This is a genomic window from Nostocoides japonicum T1-X7 (assembly GCF_001046855.1).
Taxonomy (GTDB): Bacteria; Actinomycetota; Actinomycetes; order Actinomycetales; family Dermatophilaceae; genus Nostocoides; species Nostocoides japonicum.
Map to the genome: position 1 here is coordinate 239,976 of NZ_HF570958.1, position 16,962 is coordinate 256,937.

Genomic DNA, 16,962 nt, shown 5'->3' on the forward strand with positions numbered 1-16,962 from the left:
CCCCGCCCCCCCCCCCTCGCCGAGGGCCAGGCCGAGCGGCACGACGGCCGCGACGAGCGCAACCCCCGTCGCGCCCAGCCATGGGACGGCGGCGCGGTAGGCGGCCGGTGCCCCGGCGAGGGACCACAGGAGGACGACCACCCCGCCGAGGTATGCCGCGACCCGCCATCCGCTCCACCCGCCCCCGGCGCGGCGCAGGCGCAGGAGCGGGACGGCATACCCGATCGCCACGACGAGCGGAAGCAGGACCCCGACCCAGGAGAACGACCACTGATCGAGGAACCGCGCGACGGAGAGGGGTGGCACACCTGCGGATTGTCCGACCGTATGCTGGGAGTTGGATGAGTCGGCCCGGCGGCTCACCGACCGCGCTCGCGTGCTCCGCGGCGAGCCGGCGGGCGTGGGCCGGCACGGCAGCGGACCGCCTGTTGCAAAGTGGCTGAAGCAGACATAGTGAGGGTGTGAGCATCGGCGCGACACGGGTACGCCTCAGCCCTCCGCACGGGGGGCGGTCCGTGATCCCCCGGCCGGGCCTCGTCGGGCTCGTGCGCGCGGTGACCTTGCCCGTCCTCGTCCTCGACGCGGAGGCCGGGTACGGCAAGTCCACGACCGCCGACCTCATCACGGCCGGGACGCGGCGCGCTTGGTTCGGCCTGGCTCCCGTCGATCGGGATCCGCTCGTCTTCCTCGAGAACCTCGTCCGGGTCGTGAGCCTGGCGGCCGGGGTGCCGACGATCGGTCCGCCCGGCGAGCCGGGACAGGCGGCGGTCGGGTGGCCACGACGGCTCGACGGGTTCCTCGACAGCTTCGAGGAGCTCGCGACCCCGCCCGAGTACCTCATCCTCGACGACTACGACCTCGTCGCCGGGTCTCCCGTCGATGCCGTGCTCGACCATCTCATCGAGAACCGACCTCCCGACCTGCACATCGTCGTCATCACCCGCTCGCACCTGCGGGCTCCGGGCTGGACGCTCCACCGGGCTCACGGCGAGCTGCGCACGATCGGCCGGTCGGTGCTGGCCTTCGGTCCCGAGGAGCTGACCGAGTACTACCATCACGAGTTCGGGATCACCCTCAGCCCGGAGCAGGCCCGCCGGCTCGTCGAGGAGACCGAGGGCTGGCCGATCGCGCTGTCCCTCCTCGGCCAGCACCTGCGGGATCATGAGCTGCCTCTCGACGCGTCGATGGCCGACATACCGGACTCCCGCGACGAGATCTTCGCCTATCTAGGTGACCAGATCTTCCGCAAGCAGCCGTTGCGCACCCGGAGCTTCCTGCTCGCCATCTGCGGACTGGAGACCCTCGAGGCCGAGGTGTGCGGCGCCGTGGCCCTCTGCCCGCCCCGGGATGCGGCGGGGATGCTCGCCGAGCTCGAACAGCGCGGGCTGTTCTGCTCCCGCGAGGACGGAGTCACCTACCGGCTGCACCGGCTGTTCCGCGACTTCCTCGACACGCAGCTGGACGAGGAAGGACGGCGGCTGTTCGCCATCCGCGCGGCCGAGCACTACCGCCAGACCGGCCGGCCGGAGCTCGCGGCGCCGCATGACGCGCGGGCCGGCCTCCTCGGCAGGGCGGCGTCCGACGCCGACATCGCCCGCAGCCGGCTGCTGAAGGCGGGGCAGCACTTCACCCTGCTCGCCATCTCCGACGCGTTGGGTGACAGCGCCCTCGACACGCACCCCACGCTCCGCGTCGCGCGGAGCCATGCGCTCCGGATGGCCAGTCGCTACCACGAGGCGCTCCGCGAGGCCGAGCGGGCCCGTGTCCTCCTGCGAACCGGCACCGGCGGGCTCGTCGGGGCCGCCCCCGCCCTGGCCGCCATCGCCCACGTCCACCTCGACACCGTCGAGCCGCGCCTGGCGAGCGAGGCGCTCACGCAGCTGGGACGGCACGCGGAACGGCTTCCGAACGATGCCCGTCAGCGGTGGCACGCGATGGTGGCGGAGAACCACGTCAACGCCGGGCGCCTCCGCGAGGCCGGGCGCCTGCTCGAGGAGCTCGCGGATCTCGATGCGGACGTGGACCTCGAGCACGTCCTCGTGCGGCTCGTCATCCGTCGCGGTGAGCTGCACCGCGGTCGGGCGATGCTCGAGACGCGCAGCCACGCGACCGAGGCGAAGGTGCCGAGAGCGCACCGTGAGCAGGCCGCGTTGCTCGCCTGGATCAACGGGCTGCTCGGGTCGGGCGAGGAGGCCGAGCGGCACGCTCGCCACGGGATGCGGCTCGGCGCCGACCTGCGCTCGCCGATCGTCACCTGCGTATGCCAGGGGAGGCTCGGCCTCGCGCAGCTGTGCCGCTCGCCGAACGTGCCCGAGGAGGCGGTGGAGAGCTTCCGCGCGGCCCTCGCGACCGCCGACGAGATCGACCTCCCCAGGTTCCGGGCCGAGCCGCTCATCGGGCTCACCGTCAGTGCGCACCGCACCGGGGACACGACCGCGACGATGCGCTATGCCCATCAGGCGCTGGAGATCCTCCACGCGGCCGGTGACGCGTACATGTTCGCGATGGCGACCCTTGCCGTCGGGGTCGCCCTCGCCGAGCAGGGCAACCCCCATGCCGCCGACTGGCTGGCCAGGGCGCGGGACCAGGCGGTCGCCTGCGGCGACGCCTACCTCCCGCTCATGGCCGACCAGTGGCTGGGCGAGCTCGCCCTGCGCGCCGGCCGAACCGAGGATTTCGCGCAGCATGCGACCGATGCGCTCAACGCGACGGCCAGGCTGTCCCTCGACGAGATCTGGATCAGCTCCCCGTGGCTCGGCATCACCTCGACGACGGAGCGGACGGAGTGGCTGACCGCGGCCCGTCGGCTGCCCGAGGTGGGCGCGTACGCGGGCTATCTCGGCTCGCGGATCGTCGGGCCCTCGCGGGCCGCACTCCCCACGTCGATCACCCAGGACGCGCCGACCCTCCGGATCCAGACGCTGGGCCGGTTCTCGGTCCTGCGCGACGGCGAGGAGATCCCCGCTCGCGCCTGGACGCGCCGCAAGGCGATGCAGATCCTCTGGCTGCTCATCACGAGCGAACGGCACTCCCTGCGGCGGGAGGAGATCATCGACCAGCTCTGGGAGGACGCCACCGACTCGGCGATCCGCCAGTTCCGGGTCTGCCTCCACACGCTCCACGCCGCCCTCGAGCCGCAGCGCTCGAGCCGGGCGGACACCCGGTACGTCAAGACGGTCGGCGACCGGCTGTGGCTCGATCCCACGACGGTCGAGATCGACCTCGACGAGTTCCGGCGCCTCGCCCACGTCGGGTTGGAGCAACCCGGTGACACGGGCCTGACCGCCATGCTGGCGGCCCTCGACCTCTACGACGGGCCCTACCTCGCCGACGCGCCGTACTTCGACCCGGCCGTCGCGACCCGCGACGCCGTGGCCGCCACGTATCGCGACCTCGTCGTGAGTGCCGCCCGGGCGCTCTGCGAGCGGGGTCAGTACCTGCGGGCCGCGTCGATCGGACGTCGTGGGATCGAGCAGGACCCGTACCACGAAGCGGCCTATCGGTCGGTGGCCGCGGCCTACCTGGCGGCCGGCGACACGGCCGCCGCCGCGCGCATGGAGGAGTTCTGCCGCAAGCGCATGCAGGACGACCTCGGCATCTCCATCGCCTGGGATCTCGACGCGGACGGCGCGCTGTAACGCGGCTGTAACACGCGCTCGTACTGTGCGTCACACCGCCAATGTTGTCGATGAAGGTCCGTCCGTCAGGAGTGCTGGCCGTGTCGTTCGTTCAAGTCCTCTCCCTCGCGCTGCTGGTTCTGGTGCTCGTCCTGGCCATCTGGCAGAAGCTCAACATCGGAATGGTCGCCCTGGCGGCCGCCCTCCCGATCCTCATGATCTCGGGCTTCGACGTCGACAAGATGTACGACGCGTTCCCCGGCAACCTGTTCGTCCTCATCGCCGGAGTCTCACTCCTGTTCGCGCACGTCGAACGCAGCGGTGCACTCGCCGTCGTCGTGAAGGGCACGTATGCCGCGGTCGGTGATCGACATTGGCTGCTCCCCTGGGCAGGCTTCGTGCTGGCTGCCGCGATGTCGACGGCCGGGGCGTTCTCGACCGCACCCATCGCCTTCCTCGTGCCGATGATCGCCTACGTCAGCGTCGGCTACAGCAGCATCTTCTACATGTGCGAGCTGGGCGTCGTCATCGGCGCCAACAGCGCGGGGCTGTCACCGCTGAACCCGACAGGCGCCGTCATCCGCACCATCGCGGACAAGTACCACGTCTCGTACCCGGGGTGGGCACTGTGGGCCGCGTCCATGGTGGTCGCCATCATCGTGGTGTTCGTCCTGCAGATGATCTCCGTCGTCCAGGCACGGCGTGGTCGCGCGTACGTCGTGACCCCGGCACCGGCCGAGCAGACCCACGACCCCGACGAGGGCAAGAACCACGCATACATGTGGGCCTCGGGTCTGGCCCTCATCGCCTTCGTCCTCCTCGTGATCTTCCCCAAGACCGACGTGGGCGTGACCGCCATGGCGATGGCCGTCCTCCTGCAGATCTTCTTCCGGCCCAACGAGAAGGTCCTCCTCTCGCGGATCCCCTGGAACAGCATCCTGCTGCTGTGCGGCCTGCTGACCTACCTGGGCCTCATGAAGGACATCGGGACGATGACGTCCATCCAGAAGGCCCTGGACCATCTCGGCACCGGCGCACTGCTCATCATCGTGCTGAGCTACATGACCGTCCTGCTGTGCAACATCGAGAGCTCCACTCTCGGCGTCCTCGGCCTGATGATGCCGCTCGTCTTCGCGACGTTCGGCACCGGGACCCAGACGTTCTGGATCGTCGTGGCGGTCGCGGTCCCCGCTGCCCTCATGGTCATGAGCCCGATCCACGTCGCAGGCACGCTGATCATCGGCAACAGTGCGCTCAAGGACCAGGACCGGCTCTTCCGTCGATTGTTGGCGACCGCGGCGTCCCTGGCCGTCGTCGTGCCGGCCTTCGTGGTGCTCGTGCCCATCTCGATCGGTTGACCGTGGCGGCACGCCGGGGTGACCGGCGTGCCGCGACGGAGGCCCGTCACGAACACGACGAGGGCCCGGTCACGACCTGAAGGAACGCGCTTCAAGCCCACTTACCAGCGTCCGCGAGCGCGCGACGCACCGTCGAAGGGAGAGCCGCCGATGTCGAAGACCAGAGTCGTCGGACCGGTCGTCGAACTGGATGGCGACGAGATGACCCGCATCATGCGGCAGTTCATCGAGGACGAGCCGGTCCTGGCCCACCTCGAGGTGGACCTCGGCACCGGTCTCCGGCCCGGGGCGGTGGGTGCACGATGACCCGAGTCGTCGTCGTCGGAGGCGGGCCCGGCGGATACGAGGGCGCGCTCGTCGCCGCCCAGCTGGGCGCCGAGGTGACGATCGTCGACCGGGACGGGCTCGGAGGCTCGGCCGTCCTGACCGACTGCGTGCCCTCGAAGGCGCTCATCGCCACGACCGACCTCATCGAGTCCGCGGCGTCACTGTCCGCGCACGGCGTCACGCTCGCCGCCGGACGCGGGCTTCCGTCAGCCACCGCGCTGCGCAGCATCAACGCCCGCATCACCGAGCTCGCGGGTGCCCAGTCGCGAGACATCGAGCGGAAGATCGACGCCGAGGGCATCACGCTCGTCCGTGGCGTGGGTCGCCTGGCCGACCCCGGGACAGTCGTCGCCACGACGGCGGACGGCTCGACCGAGACGCTCCCCGCCGACGTCGTCCTGCTCGCCACGGGTGCGCGTCCGCGACAGCTCGCGACGGCCCGGCCCGACGGCGAGCGGATCCTCACGTGGGAGCAGGTCTACGACCTCACCGAGCTGCCCGAACGGCTCATCGTCATCGGCTCCGGCGTCACGGGAGCGGAGTTCGCGAGCGCCTACACGCTGCTCGGCTCGGACGTCGTCCTCGTGAGCAGCCGGGACCGGGTGCTGCCCGGTGAGGATGCGGACGCGGCGATGGTCCTCGAGGACGTGCTCACCCGCCGTGGGCTGACCCTGCTGAGCCGGTCCCGCGCGGAGAGCGTGATCCGGGACGGGGACGTCGTGCGGGTGACGCTCGGGGACGGGACGACCGTCGAGGGCAGCCACTGCCTCGTCGCCGTGGGGTCGGTACCCAACACCGACGACATCGGGCTCGCCGAGAGCGGCGTCGAGCTGAATGGGAACGGCTTCGTCGTCGTCGACCGGGTGTCCCGGACGAGCGCGCGGGGCGTGTATGCGGCCGGCGACTGCACGGGGGTCCTGATGCTCGCGTCCGTCGCGGCGATGCAGGGCCGCATCGCCGTGTGGCACGCGCTGGGCGACGCCGTCAACCCCTTGGACGTCAGCAGGGTCGCGTCCAACATCTTCACCGCGCCGGAGATCGCGACCGTCGGTGTGTCCCAGGCCGCCGTCGACTCCGGCGAGGTCCAGGCGACGGCGGTGATGCTGTCGCTCGCCGGAAATGCGCGCGCCAAGATGCAGGGCGTACACGACGGGTTCGTCAAGCTCTTCGCGCAGACCGGGACCGGCACCGTCGTCGGCGGGGTCGTCGTCGGACCCCGAGCGAGCGAGCTGATCCACCCCGTGTCCCTCGCGGTCGCGTCTCGGCTGACGGTCGAGAACCTCGCCCACGCGTTCACGGTGTACCCGTCCATCTCGGGCTCCATCGCCGAGGCGGCTCGACAACTCCACGTGCGAGCATGAGCCCTTCCATCGCGCTCGGGAACGAGCCCGATGGATCCGGAACCTGACGACATCATCCAAGAGAGGCATCGATGACCAACGGAGCAGAGCTGCTCGTCGCAGCGCTCGAGAACGAAGGCGTCCAGAAGATCTACGGCGTGCCGGGGGAGGAGAACCTCCGGACGGTGGAGGCCCTGCGCCGGTCGAGCATCGAGCTCGTCGTGACCCGTCACGAGCAGGCGGCCGCCTTCATGGCGGCGACGCAGGGTCGCCTGACCGGCCGGCCCGGCGTCTGCCTGAGCACGCTCGGCCCGGGCGCCCTCAACCTCGCCACCGGCGCGGCATACGCCCATCTCGGTGCGATGCCGATGATCCTCATCACGGGACAGAAGGCGATCCGGAGCAGCCGGCAGGCACGCTTCCAGATCATCGACATGGTCTCGACGATGAAGCCGCTGACGAAGTCGTCGCGCCAGATCGTCAGCACGTCCAGCATTCCCGCGATCGTCTGCGAGGCGTTCCGCCTCGCCACCGAGGAGCGGCCGGGGCCCGTGCACCTCGAGCTCCCCGAGGACGTCGCGAGCGAGCCGGCCGACGGCTACCCGCTCGTCGAGTCCAGTGCCGTGCCGCTGCCCGTCGCCGCCGCGACGACGCTCGACCAGGCCGCGGAGCTGATCAAGCAGGCCGAGCGCCCGCTCGTCATGGTCGGCGCGGCGACGAGCCGGCCGCGGCTCGGTGACGACCTGGCCACGTTCCTGGCCCGGACCCACATCCCCTACTTCAGCACCCAGATGGGCAAGGGGACGGTGTCCGGCACGCCCGACGACAAGATCACCGACCTGTGGCTCGGCACGGCCGCCCTGTCGGAGCGCGACTACGTGCACCGGGCGATCGACCGTGCCGACGTGATCATCACCATCGGTCACGACACGGTCGAGAAGCCGCCGTTCCTCGCCGGTCGCGGACCCCACAAGATCATCGACATCGGGTACACCGCACCGCACATCGAGGAGGTCTACGTCCCGGACATCGCGGTCGCCGGCGACGTCTCCTCGAGCCTGTTCCGGCTCGGCAACCGGCTCGAGGGCCAGCTGCCCAACGCGTCGGCCCTCCTCGGGATGAGGGACGACATCCAGGCCCGCACCCTCGCCGGTTCGGACGCGACGACCTTCCCACCCACGCCGCAACGCGTGGTGGCCGACGTGCGGGCGGTCATGCCCGACGACGGCATCGTCGCGCTGGACAACGGCATGTACAAGATCTGGTTCGCGCGCAACTACCGGACGGCGGTCTCCAACACCCTGCTGCTCGACAACGCGCTCGCCACGATGGGAGCCGGCCTGCCGTCGGCGATGATGGCGGCGATCCTCTACCCGGACCGCCGGGTGCTCGCGGTCTGCGGCGACGGCGGGTTCATGATGAACTCGCAGGAGCTCGAGACCGCCGTGCGGCTCGGCCTCAACATGGTCGTCCTCGTCCTGCGGGACGACGCCTACGGCATGATCCGCTGGAAGCAGGCCGTCGACGAGCTCCCCGACTTCGGCCTCACCTTCGGCAACCCGGACTTCGTCAAGTACGCCGAGGCATACGGCGCACGCGGCACCGCGGTGAGCCGCACGGAGGACCTCGTGCCGGCGCTCAACGCGGCCTTCGAGGGAGGCGGCGTCCACCTCGTCACCGTGCCCGTCGACTACTCGGTCAACGTCCGCGTCCTCGTCGAGGAGCTCCGCGACCAGCTCGACTGGGCGGACGACGAGGGGGAGGCGTGACGATGCAGATCAACGCCGCGGTCCTGCGCGAGTCGGGACTCGGCCTGCCGTATGCGACGAGCCGGCCGCTGGCGGTGGAGCAGCTCCACCTCGATCCACCTGGACCGGGCGAGGTGCTCATTCAGATCAAGGCCGCCGGCCTGTGTCACTCCGACCTCTCGGTGATCAACGGCAACCGCCCGCGCCCGGTGCCGATGGCCCTGGGCCACGAGGCCGCAGGCGTCGTGGTCGAGGTCGGACCCGACGCGGGTGGCAGTGGACCGGAGCTGTCGCCGGGCGATCACGTCGTCCTCGTCTTCGTCCCCTCGTGTGGACACTGCGAGCCGTGCAGCGTCGGTCGACCGGCCCTGTGCGAGCCGGGTGCGGCGGCGAACGGCGCGGGGACGCTGCTGTCCGGGGAGCGTCGGCTGAGCGACGCCCAGGGCACACCGGTCAACCACCACCTCGGCTGCTCGGCGTTCGCCGATCACGCCGTCGTGTCCCGACGGTCGGTCGTGAAGGTCGACCCAGACCTGCCCTGGACCGAGGCGGCCCTCTTCGGCTGCGCCGTGCTCACCGGCGTCGGTGCGGTGTTCAACACGGCGCAGGTCCCGGCCGGCTCATCGGTCGCCGTCATCGGGCTGGGCGGGGTCGGACTGTCGTCGCTGCTCGGCGCGGTGGCCGCCGGTGCCCGGCAGGTCGTCGCCGTCGATCTCTCCGACGAGAAGCTCGCCTTCGCCCGTGAGCTGGGCGCCACCGAGACGGTGAACGCCGCCGACGCCGAGGCCGTGCAGCAGATCAGGGATCTCACCGGTGGCGGCGTCGAGTACGCCTTCGAGCTCGCCGGCTCGATACCGGCGCTGCAGACCGCGGTCGACATCACCCGGCGTGGGGGCACGACGGTGACCGCCGGGCTGCCCCACCCCGACGCCCGGCTCCCGCTGTCGCCGGTCCTCCTCGTCGGTGAGGAGCGCACCCTCAAGGGCAGCTACATCGGCACCGCCGTGCCGCTGCGTGACGTGCCGAGATACATCGCGCTCTATCGCCGGGGTCGCCTTCCGGTCGATCGGTTGCTCAGCGGGGTGCTCCCGCTGGACCGCATCAACGAGGGCTTCGACGAGCTGCATGCGGGGCGCACCGTGCGACAGGTGGTGACGCTATGAGCGAGGACCCGTGGGAGGAGTTCCAGCGGCAGTGGCAGACGCTCCAGGCCGCGCAGAACGACCTCGTGCGCAACTGGGCGAGCGGGCAGGCCGATCTCGCGAAGGCCTTCGGGTCGGCGGTGACGCCTCCCTCCGCCGGGACCGGTGGCGACGACTCCGCCGGCAAGGGAGCGGCCACGGGTTCCGGCTCGTCGTCCCCGGGCTCCTCGAGTGACGAGGCATCCCAGGCCCTCGACCTGATGGGCCTGTGGAGATCCTGGCTGGCGGCCGGGCCGCAGCTGCCCGACTTCGCCGTCCCGAGGGGGGCGACCTCGGCCTTCCAGCAGATCTTCGACCCGGTCGCGGCGACCGTCGCGAGCAACGACTTCGTCGCCGGCGCGATCCGATCGCTCGTCGGAGGACCGCAGTTCGCCGACCTCGACGACTCGGCCCGTCGCGTCGCGCGGCTCGTGGAGCTGTACACGGAGGTCCAGGCGGCGAAGATCCGCTTCGACGGCGTCGTCGCCAAGGCCTGGGCGCAGGCGAACGACGGGTTCGCGACGGCGGTCAAGCAGCGTCAGGCGCAGTCCGACGGCCCGCTCCAGCCCGAGGAGGCGCTCCGTCTCTGGCTCAACCTCGCCGACACGGCGCTGACCCACGCGCAGCGCACCTCGGAGTACCTCGAGGCGCAGGGCGCCGTCCTGCGCTCGAGCCTGGACTTCCTGCTGGCCCAGCGCGAGTTCACCGAGGCGATGTTCGAGTCGATGGGAGCCCCGACGCGGTCCGAGCTCGACGACGTCCACAAGTCGGTCCAGCAGCTCAAGCGCAGGGTCCGCGCGCTCGAGCACCGCCTGAGCGGGCGTGGAGAGGCAGGTGCGGAGCGATGATCCCCACCGGCATGCCGAGCCCGCCCGAGCTCGCCCAGGCGGCGGCTCGCTTCAACGCGAAGGTGCAGACCGCCGTCACCAAGCTCGGCGCGCTGAGCGACGAGGATGTCCAGATCGGCGCGACGCCGAAGGACCTGATCCTCCAGACCGACAAGGTCACCCTGTATCGGTACCGTCCGCTGACGGAGGCGCGCGTGCGCACCCCCGTCCTCATCGCATACGGGCTCATCGGCCGACAGACGATGGCCGACCTGCAGGAGGACCGGTCCCTCGTGCGCAACCTCCTCATGGAGGGGATCGACCTGTGGGTCGTCGACTGGGGCAGCGCGACGAGGGCCGACCGTTGGCTCACGATCGACGACTACGTCAACGGCTACCTCGACGACTGCGTCTCCACCATGATCGAGACCACCGGGATGCCGTCCGTCACCCTGCTGGGGATCTGTGAGGGCGGGGTCTTCTCCCTCGCGTATGCGGCTCTCTACCCCGAGCGGGTGCAGAACCTCATCCTCACGATCACCCCGCTGGACTTCCACGCCGACAGCGGCGGGGACAGCGACGACCAGGGACTGATCAACGCGTGGACCCGCAGCCTGACGCCCGCGGACGTCGACCGGATGATCGAGGTCTGGGGCTGCCTGCCGGGCGAGCTGATGGCGACCGTGTTCGCGATGATCACGCCGACCCGCAGCCTCACCAAGTACAACCTCGACCTGCTCCAGGTCGTCGACAACGACGCGCAGCTGATGAACTTCCTGCGGATGGAGAAGTGGCTCGCCGACCGCCCCGACCACCCCGGCGAGGCGGCCAAGCAGTGGCTCAAGGAGCTGTACCAGGACAACCTGCTGATCCGGAACGAGTGGTCGCTCGGCGGTCGGCGCATCGACCTGAGCCGCGTCACGATGCCGGTGCTCAACATCTACGCGGAGGGCGACACGATCATCCCGCCGCCCACGTCCCGAGTCCTCCGCGGGCGGGTGGGCACGGACGACTACAGCGAGCTCGGCTCGCCCGGGGGGCACATCGGGGTGTTCGTGTCCCGCAAGTCACAAGGACTCGTCGCCGGCCACATCTCCACCTGGCTGCGTGAGCGCGACACAGAGAAGGGGAAGTGATGAACATGGTCGTCGACATCGCATCGAAGAAGGTTCCGCCGGAGGCGGTTCTCGCGCACGTCCCGCCTGGTGCCGACCTCGTCATGCCGAACGCCAACGGCGAGCCGGTCCATGTCGTGGACGCGCTGGAGGAGAACGCCCAGCTCCTCGAGGGCGTGCGCATCCACCAGATGCACGCGCTGCGCGAGCGTCTCTACATCAACGGCGAGTTCGGCGACCACCTGCGGCACGTGTCGTACTTCCTCGCCCCCGCGACGCGGAAGGCGTTCGCGCGGGGCACCTGCGACCTCGTCCCCAACCACTTCAGCGAGGTCCCGGCCCTCCTGCGCAACTACACCAAGCGGACGCTCGCGATCGCCGCGTCGTCCCTGCCGGATGCCCGCGGCTACTTCTCCCTCGGCACGAACTGCGACTACACCGCCTCGCTCATCGGGCGCGCGCCGTTCTTCCTCGAGGCCAACGCGCAGATGCCGCGGACGTTCGGTGAGAACCAGGTACACATCTCCCAGGTGGTCGGCTGGACGGAGGTGGACTACCCGATCGTCGAGGTCGACCCGGTTCCTGCCTCCGAGAAGGACAAGACGATCGCGGCCTTCGTGGCCGAGCGGATCCCGCACGGGGCGACGATCCAGGCCGGGATCGGCGGCATGCCCAACGCCCTGCTGGGCATGCTCGGCGACCACCGCGACCTCGGGGTCCACACCGAGCTGATGTCCGACGGCGTCGTCGACCTCGTCGAGGCGGGCGTGGTCACGGGAACGCACAAGACCCTGCGGCGGGGCAAGGTCATCACCACCCTGGCCCTCGGGTCGAGGCGGCTGTACGACTTCCTCCACGAGAACCCCGTCGTGGACCTCGCTCCGGTGGACTGGGTCAACGACCCGCGGGTCATCGCCCGCGAGCGGAACTTCGTGGCCATCAACGCGACGACCGAGGTCGACTTCTACGGCCAGTGCGCCTCCGAGACGATCGCCGGGCGCTACTACTCCTCCAGCGGCGGCCAGTCGGACTTCTCGCGGGGAGCGATGTACTCCGAGGGCGGCCAGGCCTTCATCGTCCTCCAGTCGACGACGAGGGACGGCAAGACCTCCAAGATCCGCCCGCACCTGTCCCCGGGGTCGGTCGTCACGACGAACAAGAACACCGTCGACAAGATCGTCACCGAGCACGGGGTCGCCGAGTTGCGCGGCAGGTCGCTCAGCGAGCGGGCCCGCGCCCTCATCGCGATCGCGGCGCCGGAGTTCCGTGACGAGCTGACCGCCGCGGCCCGCGAGATGGCTCTCCTATGACCTCTCGTCCCGGGCTGCCGGCGGACGCGCCGGCGGAGCACACCCGACGCCCGGAGGGGAGCCGTGACGTTCGATGACCGCAGGGGGAGTGCTGGGTGCGACGATGACGCGGGATGAGCTGCGGACCGTGACGGTCCGGGGGGTCACGCTCACCGTGCGTCGACGTGGCAGCGGACCCGACGTGCTGTTCATCGGCGGGCTCGGCAACGACCTGACGCTGTGGGATCCCCTCATCGCCGAGACGGACGACATCACGGCCGTCACGGTGGACGCGCCCGGGATCGGCAGCTCGTCGCTGCCGCCCCGACCGCTGTTCATGTACGAGCTGGCGGCGATGTACCGGGAGCTCATCGAGGTCCTGGGCCTGGAGTCCGCCACCGTCATCGGGTACTCGTTCGGCGGTGCCGTCGCCCAGCAGCTGGCCATCCAGTCGCCCGAGGCGGTGTCGCGGCTGGTCCTGTGCGCGACCGGTCCCGGCGTCGGCGGGTTCCCCGGGGACCCGGTCGCCCTCCTCGAGGTCTCCACCCCGTTGCGCTACTACAACATCGAGCGGCTCAGGAGGGTCACGCCGATCCTGTACGGCGGGATGCGAGCCCAGGGGAACGGCCGGTTCCGCGCCGAACAGATCGCACGGACCACCTCGCCACCGAGCGTCCTCGCCTACGCCTACCAGGTGTTCGCCCTCATGGGATGGAGCGCCCTGCCCTGGCTGAACCGTGTCCGGGCGCGGACGCTCATCATCGCCGGCGACGACGACCCGATCTTCCCCCTGGGGAACGCTCACCTCATGGCCTCGTGCATCCCGGACTCGACGTTGAGCGTCAGACCGGGCGCGGGTCACCTTCTCGTCATCGACGAGGCGCCCGAGGTGGGGCCGCTCGTGTCGCGGTTCGTGCACGGGATCGACCCGCTGACCATCCAAGAGACCGACCCCGAAGGAACACGACGATGACGACCAGCCCGTTCAACGAGAGCACCCGCCGCTACGCGGAGCTCGTGGAGCAGAACCAGCTCGCGATGCTCAACGCCATCGAGAGCTGGACCCGCGCCTCGCGCGATGCCGCGACGCGGCTCGGCAGCCCGACAGCGGTCACCCCGTCCCTCGACACCGATGGCCTCGTGGACCAGGTGTACGACTTCGCCTCGAAGATGCTCGAGGTGCAGCGTGGACTCACCAAGCAGCTGCTCAACGCCGCAGTGGAGTCAGCCAAGGACGCCGACCGGAAGATGAGAAAGGGATAGGGGAAGCCGGCGTACAGACGGTCACGGCGCCAACGAGCGGCTCGGCGCCGGAGTAACGAAGGAGTTTTCCGTGCCATTCACCAGTAACAACAGCTTCTCGTCCGAGGCGACTCTCACGGTCGGCGACGCGTCGCATACGTACTACGACATCACGCGCATCCAGGGATCGGACCGGCTGCCCTTCAGCCTGCGGGTCCTGCTGGAGAATCTGCTCCGCACCGAGGACGGTCACAACGTCACGACCGAGCAGATCCAGGCCGTCGCCGACTGGGACCCGACGGCGGAGCCGAGCACCGAGATCCAGTTCTCCCCGGCCCGCGTCGTCATGCAGGACTTCACCGGGGTCCCCGCGGTCGTCGACCTCGCGACCATGCGCGAGGCCATGGTCGCCCTGGGCGGCGACCCCACGAAGATCAACCCGTTGGCCCCGGCAGAGCTGGTCATCGACCACTCCGTCATCGCCGACCTGTTCGGTCGACCGGACGCGTTCCTCCGGAACGTCGAGCTGGAGTACGAGCGCAACAGGGAGCGCTACCAGTTCCTGCGGTGGGGTCAGACGGCATTCGACGAGTTCAAGGTCGTGCCCCCCGGCACGGGCATCGTCCACCAGGTCAACATCGAGTACCTCGCCCGTGTCGTCTTCGAGCGCAACGGACTCATCTACCCGGACACCCTCGTCGGGACCGACTCGCACACGACGATGGTCAACGGGCTCGGCGTGCTCGGCTGGGGTGTGGGCGGCATCGAGGCGGAGGCCGCGATGCTCGGCCAGCCGGTGAGCATGCTCATCCCGCGGGTCGTGGGGTTCAAGCTCGACGGTGAGCTGCCGGACGGCTCCACCGCCACCGACCTCGTGCTGACCATCACCGAGATGCTGCGCCAGCACGGCGTCGTGGGCAAGTTCGTCGAGTTCTACGGCCCCGGCGTGGGCGCGGTGCCTCTCGCGAACCGCGCGACGATCGGCAACATGAGCCCGGAGTACGGCTCGACCTGCGCGATCTTCCCGATCGACGAGGAGACCCTGCGCTACCTGCGCTTCACCGGGCGCCACGAGGACCAGATCGCCCTCGTCGAGTCGTATGCGAAGACGAACGGCCTCTGGCACGACGTCTCGAACGAGCCGGTGTTCTCCGAGTCCCTCTCGCTGGACCTCTCGACGGTGGAGCCGTCGCTGGCCGGCCCGAAGCGCCCCCAGGACCGCGTGCCGCTGAAGTCGGCCAAGCCGATGTTCCACGAGGCGCTGACGAACTACGTCGACTCCGTCCAGGACATGGTCGACGAGGCCGGCGCCGAGTCCTTCCCGGCGTCCGACCCCGGTGCGGTCGACGAGGACACGCAGCTGCCGTCCTCCGGTGGCTCGACACTGAGCCGTCCGTCGAACCCGATGGAGGTCACGATCGCCGACGAGGGCTCGTCCGTCATCGACCACGGCGCGGTCGTCATCGCCGCGATCACCTCCTGCACGAACACGTCGAACCCGTCGGTGATGGTCGGTGCCGCACTCCTGGCGAAGAGGGCCGTCGAGAAGGGCCTGTCCCGCAAGCCGTGGGTCAAGACCTCGCTCGCGCCGGGGTCGAAGGTCGTCACCGACTACTACGACCGCGCAGGGCTGACCCCCTACCTGGAGAAGCTCGGCTTCAACCTCGTCGGCTACGGCTGCACCACGTGCATCGGCAACTCGGGCCCGATCATCGAGGAGGTCTCGGCCGCCGTCAACGAGGGAGACCTCGCCGTGACGGCCGTCCTCTCCGGCAACCGCAACTTCGAGGGTCGCATCAACCCCGACGTGAAGATGAACTACCTCGCCTCGCCGCCGCTGGTCGTCGCGTACGCCCTGGCCGGGACGATGGACATCGACCTGCTCCAGGAGCCGCTCGGCACGGGCTCCGACGGCGAGCCGGTCTTCCTGGCCGACATCTGGCCGAGTCCGCAGGAGATCGAGGAAGTCATCGACGCGGCCATCGCGAGCGAGATGTACACGACCGACTACGCCGACGTGTTCGCCGGCGACGAGCGCTGGCAGGGTCTGCCGACCCCGGCGGGCGACACCTTCGAGTGGGACGGCGAGTCGACCTATGTCCGCAAGCCGCCGTACTTCGAGGGCATGCCCGTCGAGCCGGATGCGGTCGGCGACATCGAGGGCGCGCGGGTCCTGCTCAAGCTGGGCGACTCGGTCACGACCGACCACATCAGTCCGGCGGGAGCGATCCGGGCGGACGCGCCGGCGGGCATCTACCTGTCCGAGCACGGCGTGCAGCGGCGGGACTTCAACTCCTACGGCTCCCGTCGCGGGAACCACGAGGTGATGATCCGCGGCACCTTCGCCAACATCCGGCTGCGCAACCAGATCGCACCGGGGACGGAGGGCGGGTTCACCCGTGACTTCACGGCCGACGGCGGTCCGGTCACCACGATCTTCGAGGCCTCGGAGAAGTACGCCGAGGCGGGCATTCCCCTCGTCGTCCTCGCGGGCAAGGAGTACGGCTCGGGCTCGTCGCGTGACTGGGCGGCCAAGGGCACGATGCTCCTCGGCGTGCGGGCCGTGATCGCCGAGTCCTACGAGCGCATCCACCGCTCCAACCTCATCGGGATGGGAGTGCTTCCGCTCCAGTTCCCCGACGGGGAGAACGCCGAGTCGCTCGGCCTCACCGGTGAGGAGACGATCACCATCACCGGCGTCACCGCGCTCAACGAGGGCGGCATCCCCGAGACGGTGCACGTCGCGGCGGACGGTGTGGAGTTCGACGCGCGCGTGCGGATCGACACACCCGGCGAGGCCGAGTACTACCGGCACGGCGGAATCATGCAGTACGTCCTGCGGTCGCTGCGCTGAGCGGTGCCGTTCCGGCAGTCCCTGACCGTGTGGCAGGGCGGGATTCCCCCTGCCACACGGTCGG

13 protein-coding genes are annotated in these 16,962 nt (G+C 70.1%); 12 read left to right on the top strand and 1 reads right to left on the bottom strand.

The window, feature by feature from the left end:
* A partial coding sequence (locus BN12_RS24925; RefSeq protein ID WP_048549670.1) for a cytochrome c oxidase assembly protein occupies window positions 1–306 on the bottom strand: 306 nt, incomplete at its 3' end.
* A gap of 209 nt (window positions 307–515) precedes the next feature.
* On the opposite strand from BN12_RS24925, the gene BN12_RS01145 reads away from it, so the two are divergent.
* The 12 genes from BN12_RS01145 (at window position 516) to acnA (ending at window position 16,898) form a co-directional block, all read left to right on the top strand.
* The gene (locus tag BN12_RS01145; RefSeq protein WP_048549671.1) at window positions 516–3,638 is read left to right on the top strand and encodes a BTAD domain-containing putative transcriptional regulator; all 3,123 of its coding nucleotides are present in this window, start codon (window positions 516–518) and stop codon (window positions 3,636–3,638) included.
* An 80-nt stretch (window positions 3,639–3,718) separates the two neighbouring features.
* Window positions 3,719–4,975: an SLC13 family permease gene (locus BN12_RS01150; protein ID WP_048555864.1), complete on the top strand. Its 1,257-nt coding sequence runs from the start codon at window positions 3,719–3,721 to the stop codon at window positions 4,973–4,975.
* Between the two features lie 150 nt (window positions 4,976–5,125).
* Window positions 5,126–5,281, top strand: a complete 156-nt coding sequence (locus tag BN12_RS24210; RefSeq protein WP_157635280.1) for a hypothetical protein — start codon at window positions 5,126–5,128, stop codon at window positions 5,279–5,281.
* Window positions 5,278–6,663 (top strand): NAD(P)H-quinone dehydrogenase, encoded by a 1,386-nt coding sequence (locus BN12_RS01155; protein WP_048549672.1) that lies wholly within the window; start codon window positions 5,278–5,280, stop codon window positions 6,661–6,663. The genes BN12_RS24210 and BN12_RS01155 overlap by 4 nt, the downstream gene beginning before the upstream one ends.
* A gap of 71 nt (window positions 6,664–6,734) precedes the next feature.
* On the top strand, window positions 6,735–8,411 hold the full coding sequence (locus BN12_RS01160; RefSeq protein ID WP_048549673.1) for an acetolactate synthase large subunit: 1,677 nt from the start codon (window positions 6,735–6,737) through the stop codon (window positions 8,409–8,411).
* A 2-nt stretch (window positions 8,412–8,413) separates the two neighbouring features.
* Window positions 8,414–9,553, top strand: a complete 1,140-nt coding sequence (locus BN12_RS01165; RefSeq protein ID WP_048555865.1) for a zinc-dependent alcohol dehydrogenase family protein — start codon at window positions 8,414–8,416, stop codon at window positions 9,551–9,553.
* The gene (locus BN12_RS01170; RefSeq protein ID WP_048549674.1) at window positions 9,550–10,419 is read left to right on the top strand and encodes a poly(R)-hydroxyalkanoic acid synthase subunit PhaE; all 870 of its coding nucleotides are present in this window, start codon (window positions 9,550–9,552) and stop codon (window positions 10,417–10,419) included. The genes BN12_RS01165 and BN12_RS01170 overlap by 4 nt, the downstream gene beginning before the upstream one ends.
* Window positions 10,416–11,534, top strand: coding sequence for a class III poly(R)-hydroxyalkanoic acid synthase subunit PhaC (gene phaC, locus BN12_RS01175; RefSeq protein WP_048549675.1), 1,119 nt, complete (start codon window positions 10,416–10,418; stop codon window positions 11,532–11,534). Before BN12_RS01170 ends, phaC begins: the two co-directional genes overlap by 4 nt.
* Complete coding sequence (locus BN12_RS01180) at window positions 11,534–12,823, top strand: acetyl-CoA hydrolase/transferase family protein (RefSeq protein ID WP_157635281.1); 1,290 nt, start codon at window positions 11,534–11,536, stop codon at window positions 12,821–12,823. Before phaC ends, BN12_RS01180 begins: the two co-directional genes overlap by 1 nt.
* A 103-nt stretch (window positions 12,824–12,926) precedes the next feature.
* Window positions 12,927–13,775, top strand: coding sequence for an alpha/beta fold hydrolase (locus tag BN12_RS01185; RefSeq protein ID WP_162233015.1), 849 nt, complete (start codon window positions 12,927–12,929; stop codon window positions 13,773–13,775).
* Entirely contained in the window at window positions 13,772–14,065 is a 294-nt protein-coding gene (locus BN12_RS01190; protein WP_048549677.1) for a hypothetical protein, read from the top strand. The genes BN12_RS01185 and BN12_RS01190 overlap by 4 nt, the downstream gene beginning before the upstream one ends.
* Before the next feature lie 70 nt (window positions 14,066–14,135).
* The gene (gene acnA / locus BN12_RS01195) at window positions 14,136–16,898 is read left to right on the top strand and encodes an aconitate hydratase AcnA (protein WP_048549678.1); all 2,763 of its coding nucleotides are present in this window, start codon (window positions 14,136–14,138) and stop codon (window positions 16,896–16,898) included.
* Window positions 16,899–16,962: the final 64 nt, after the last annotated feature.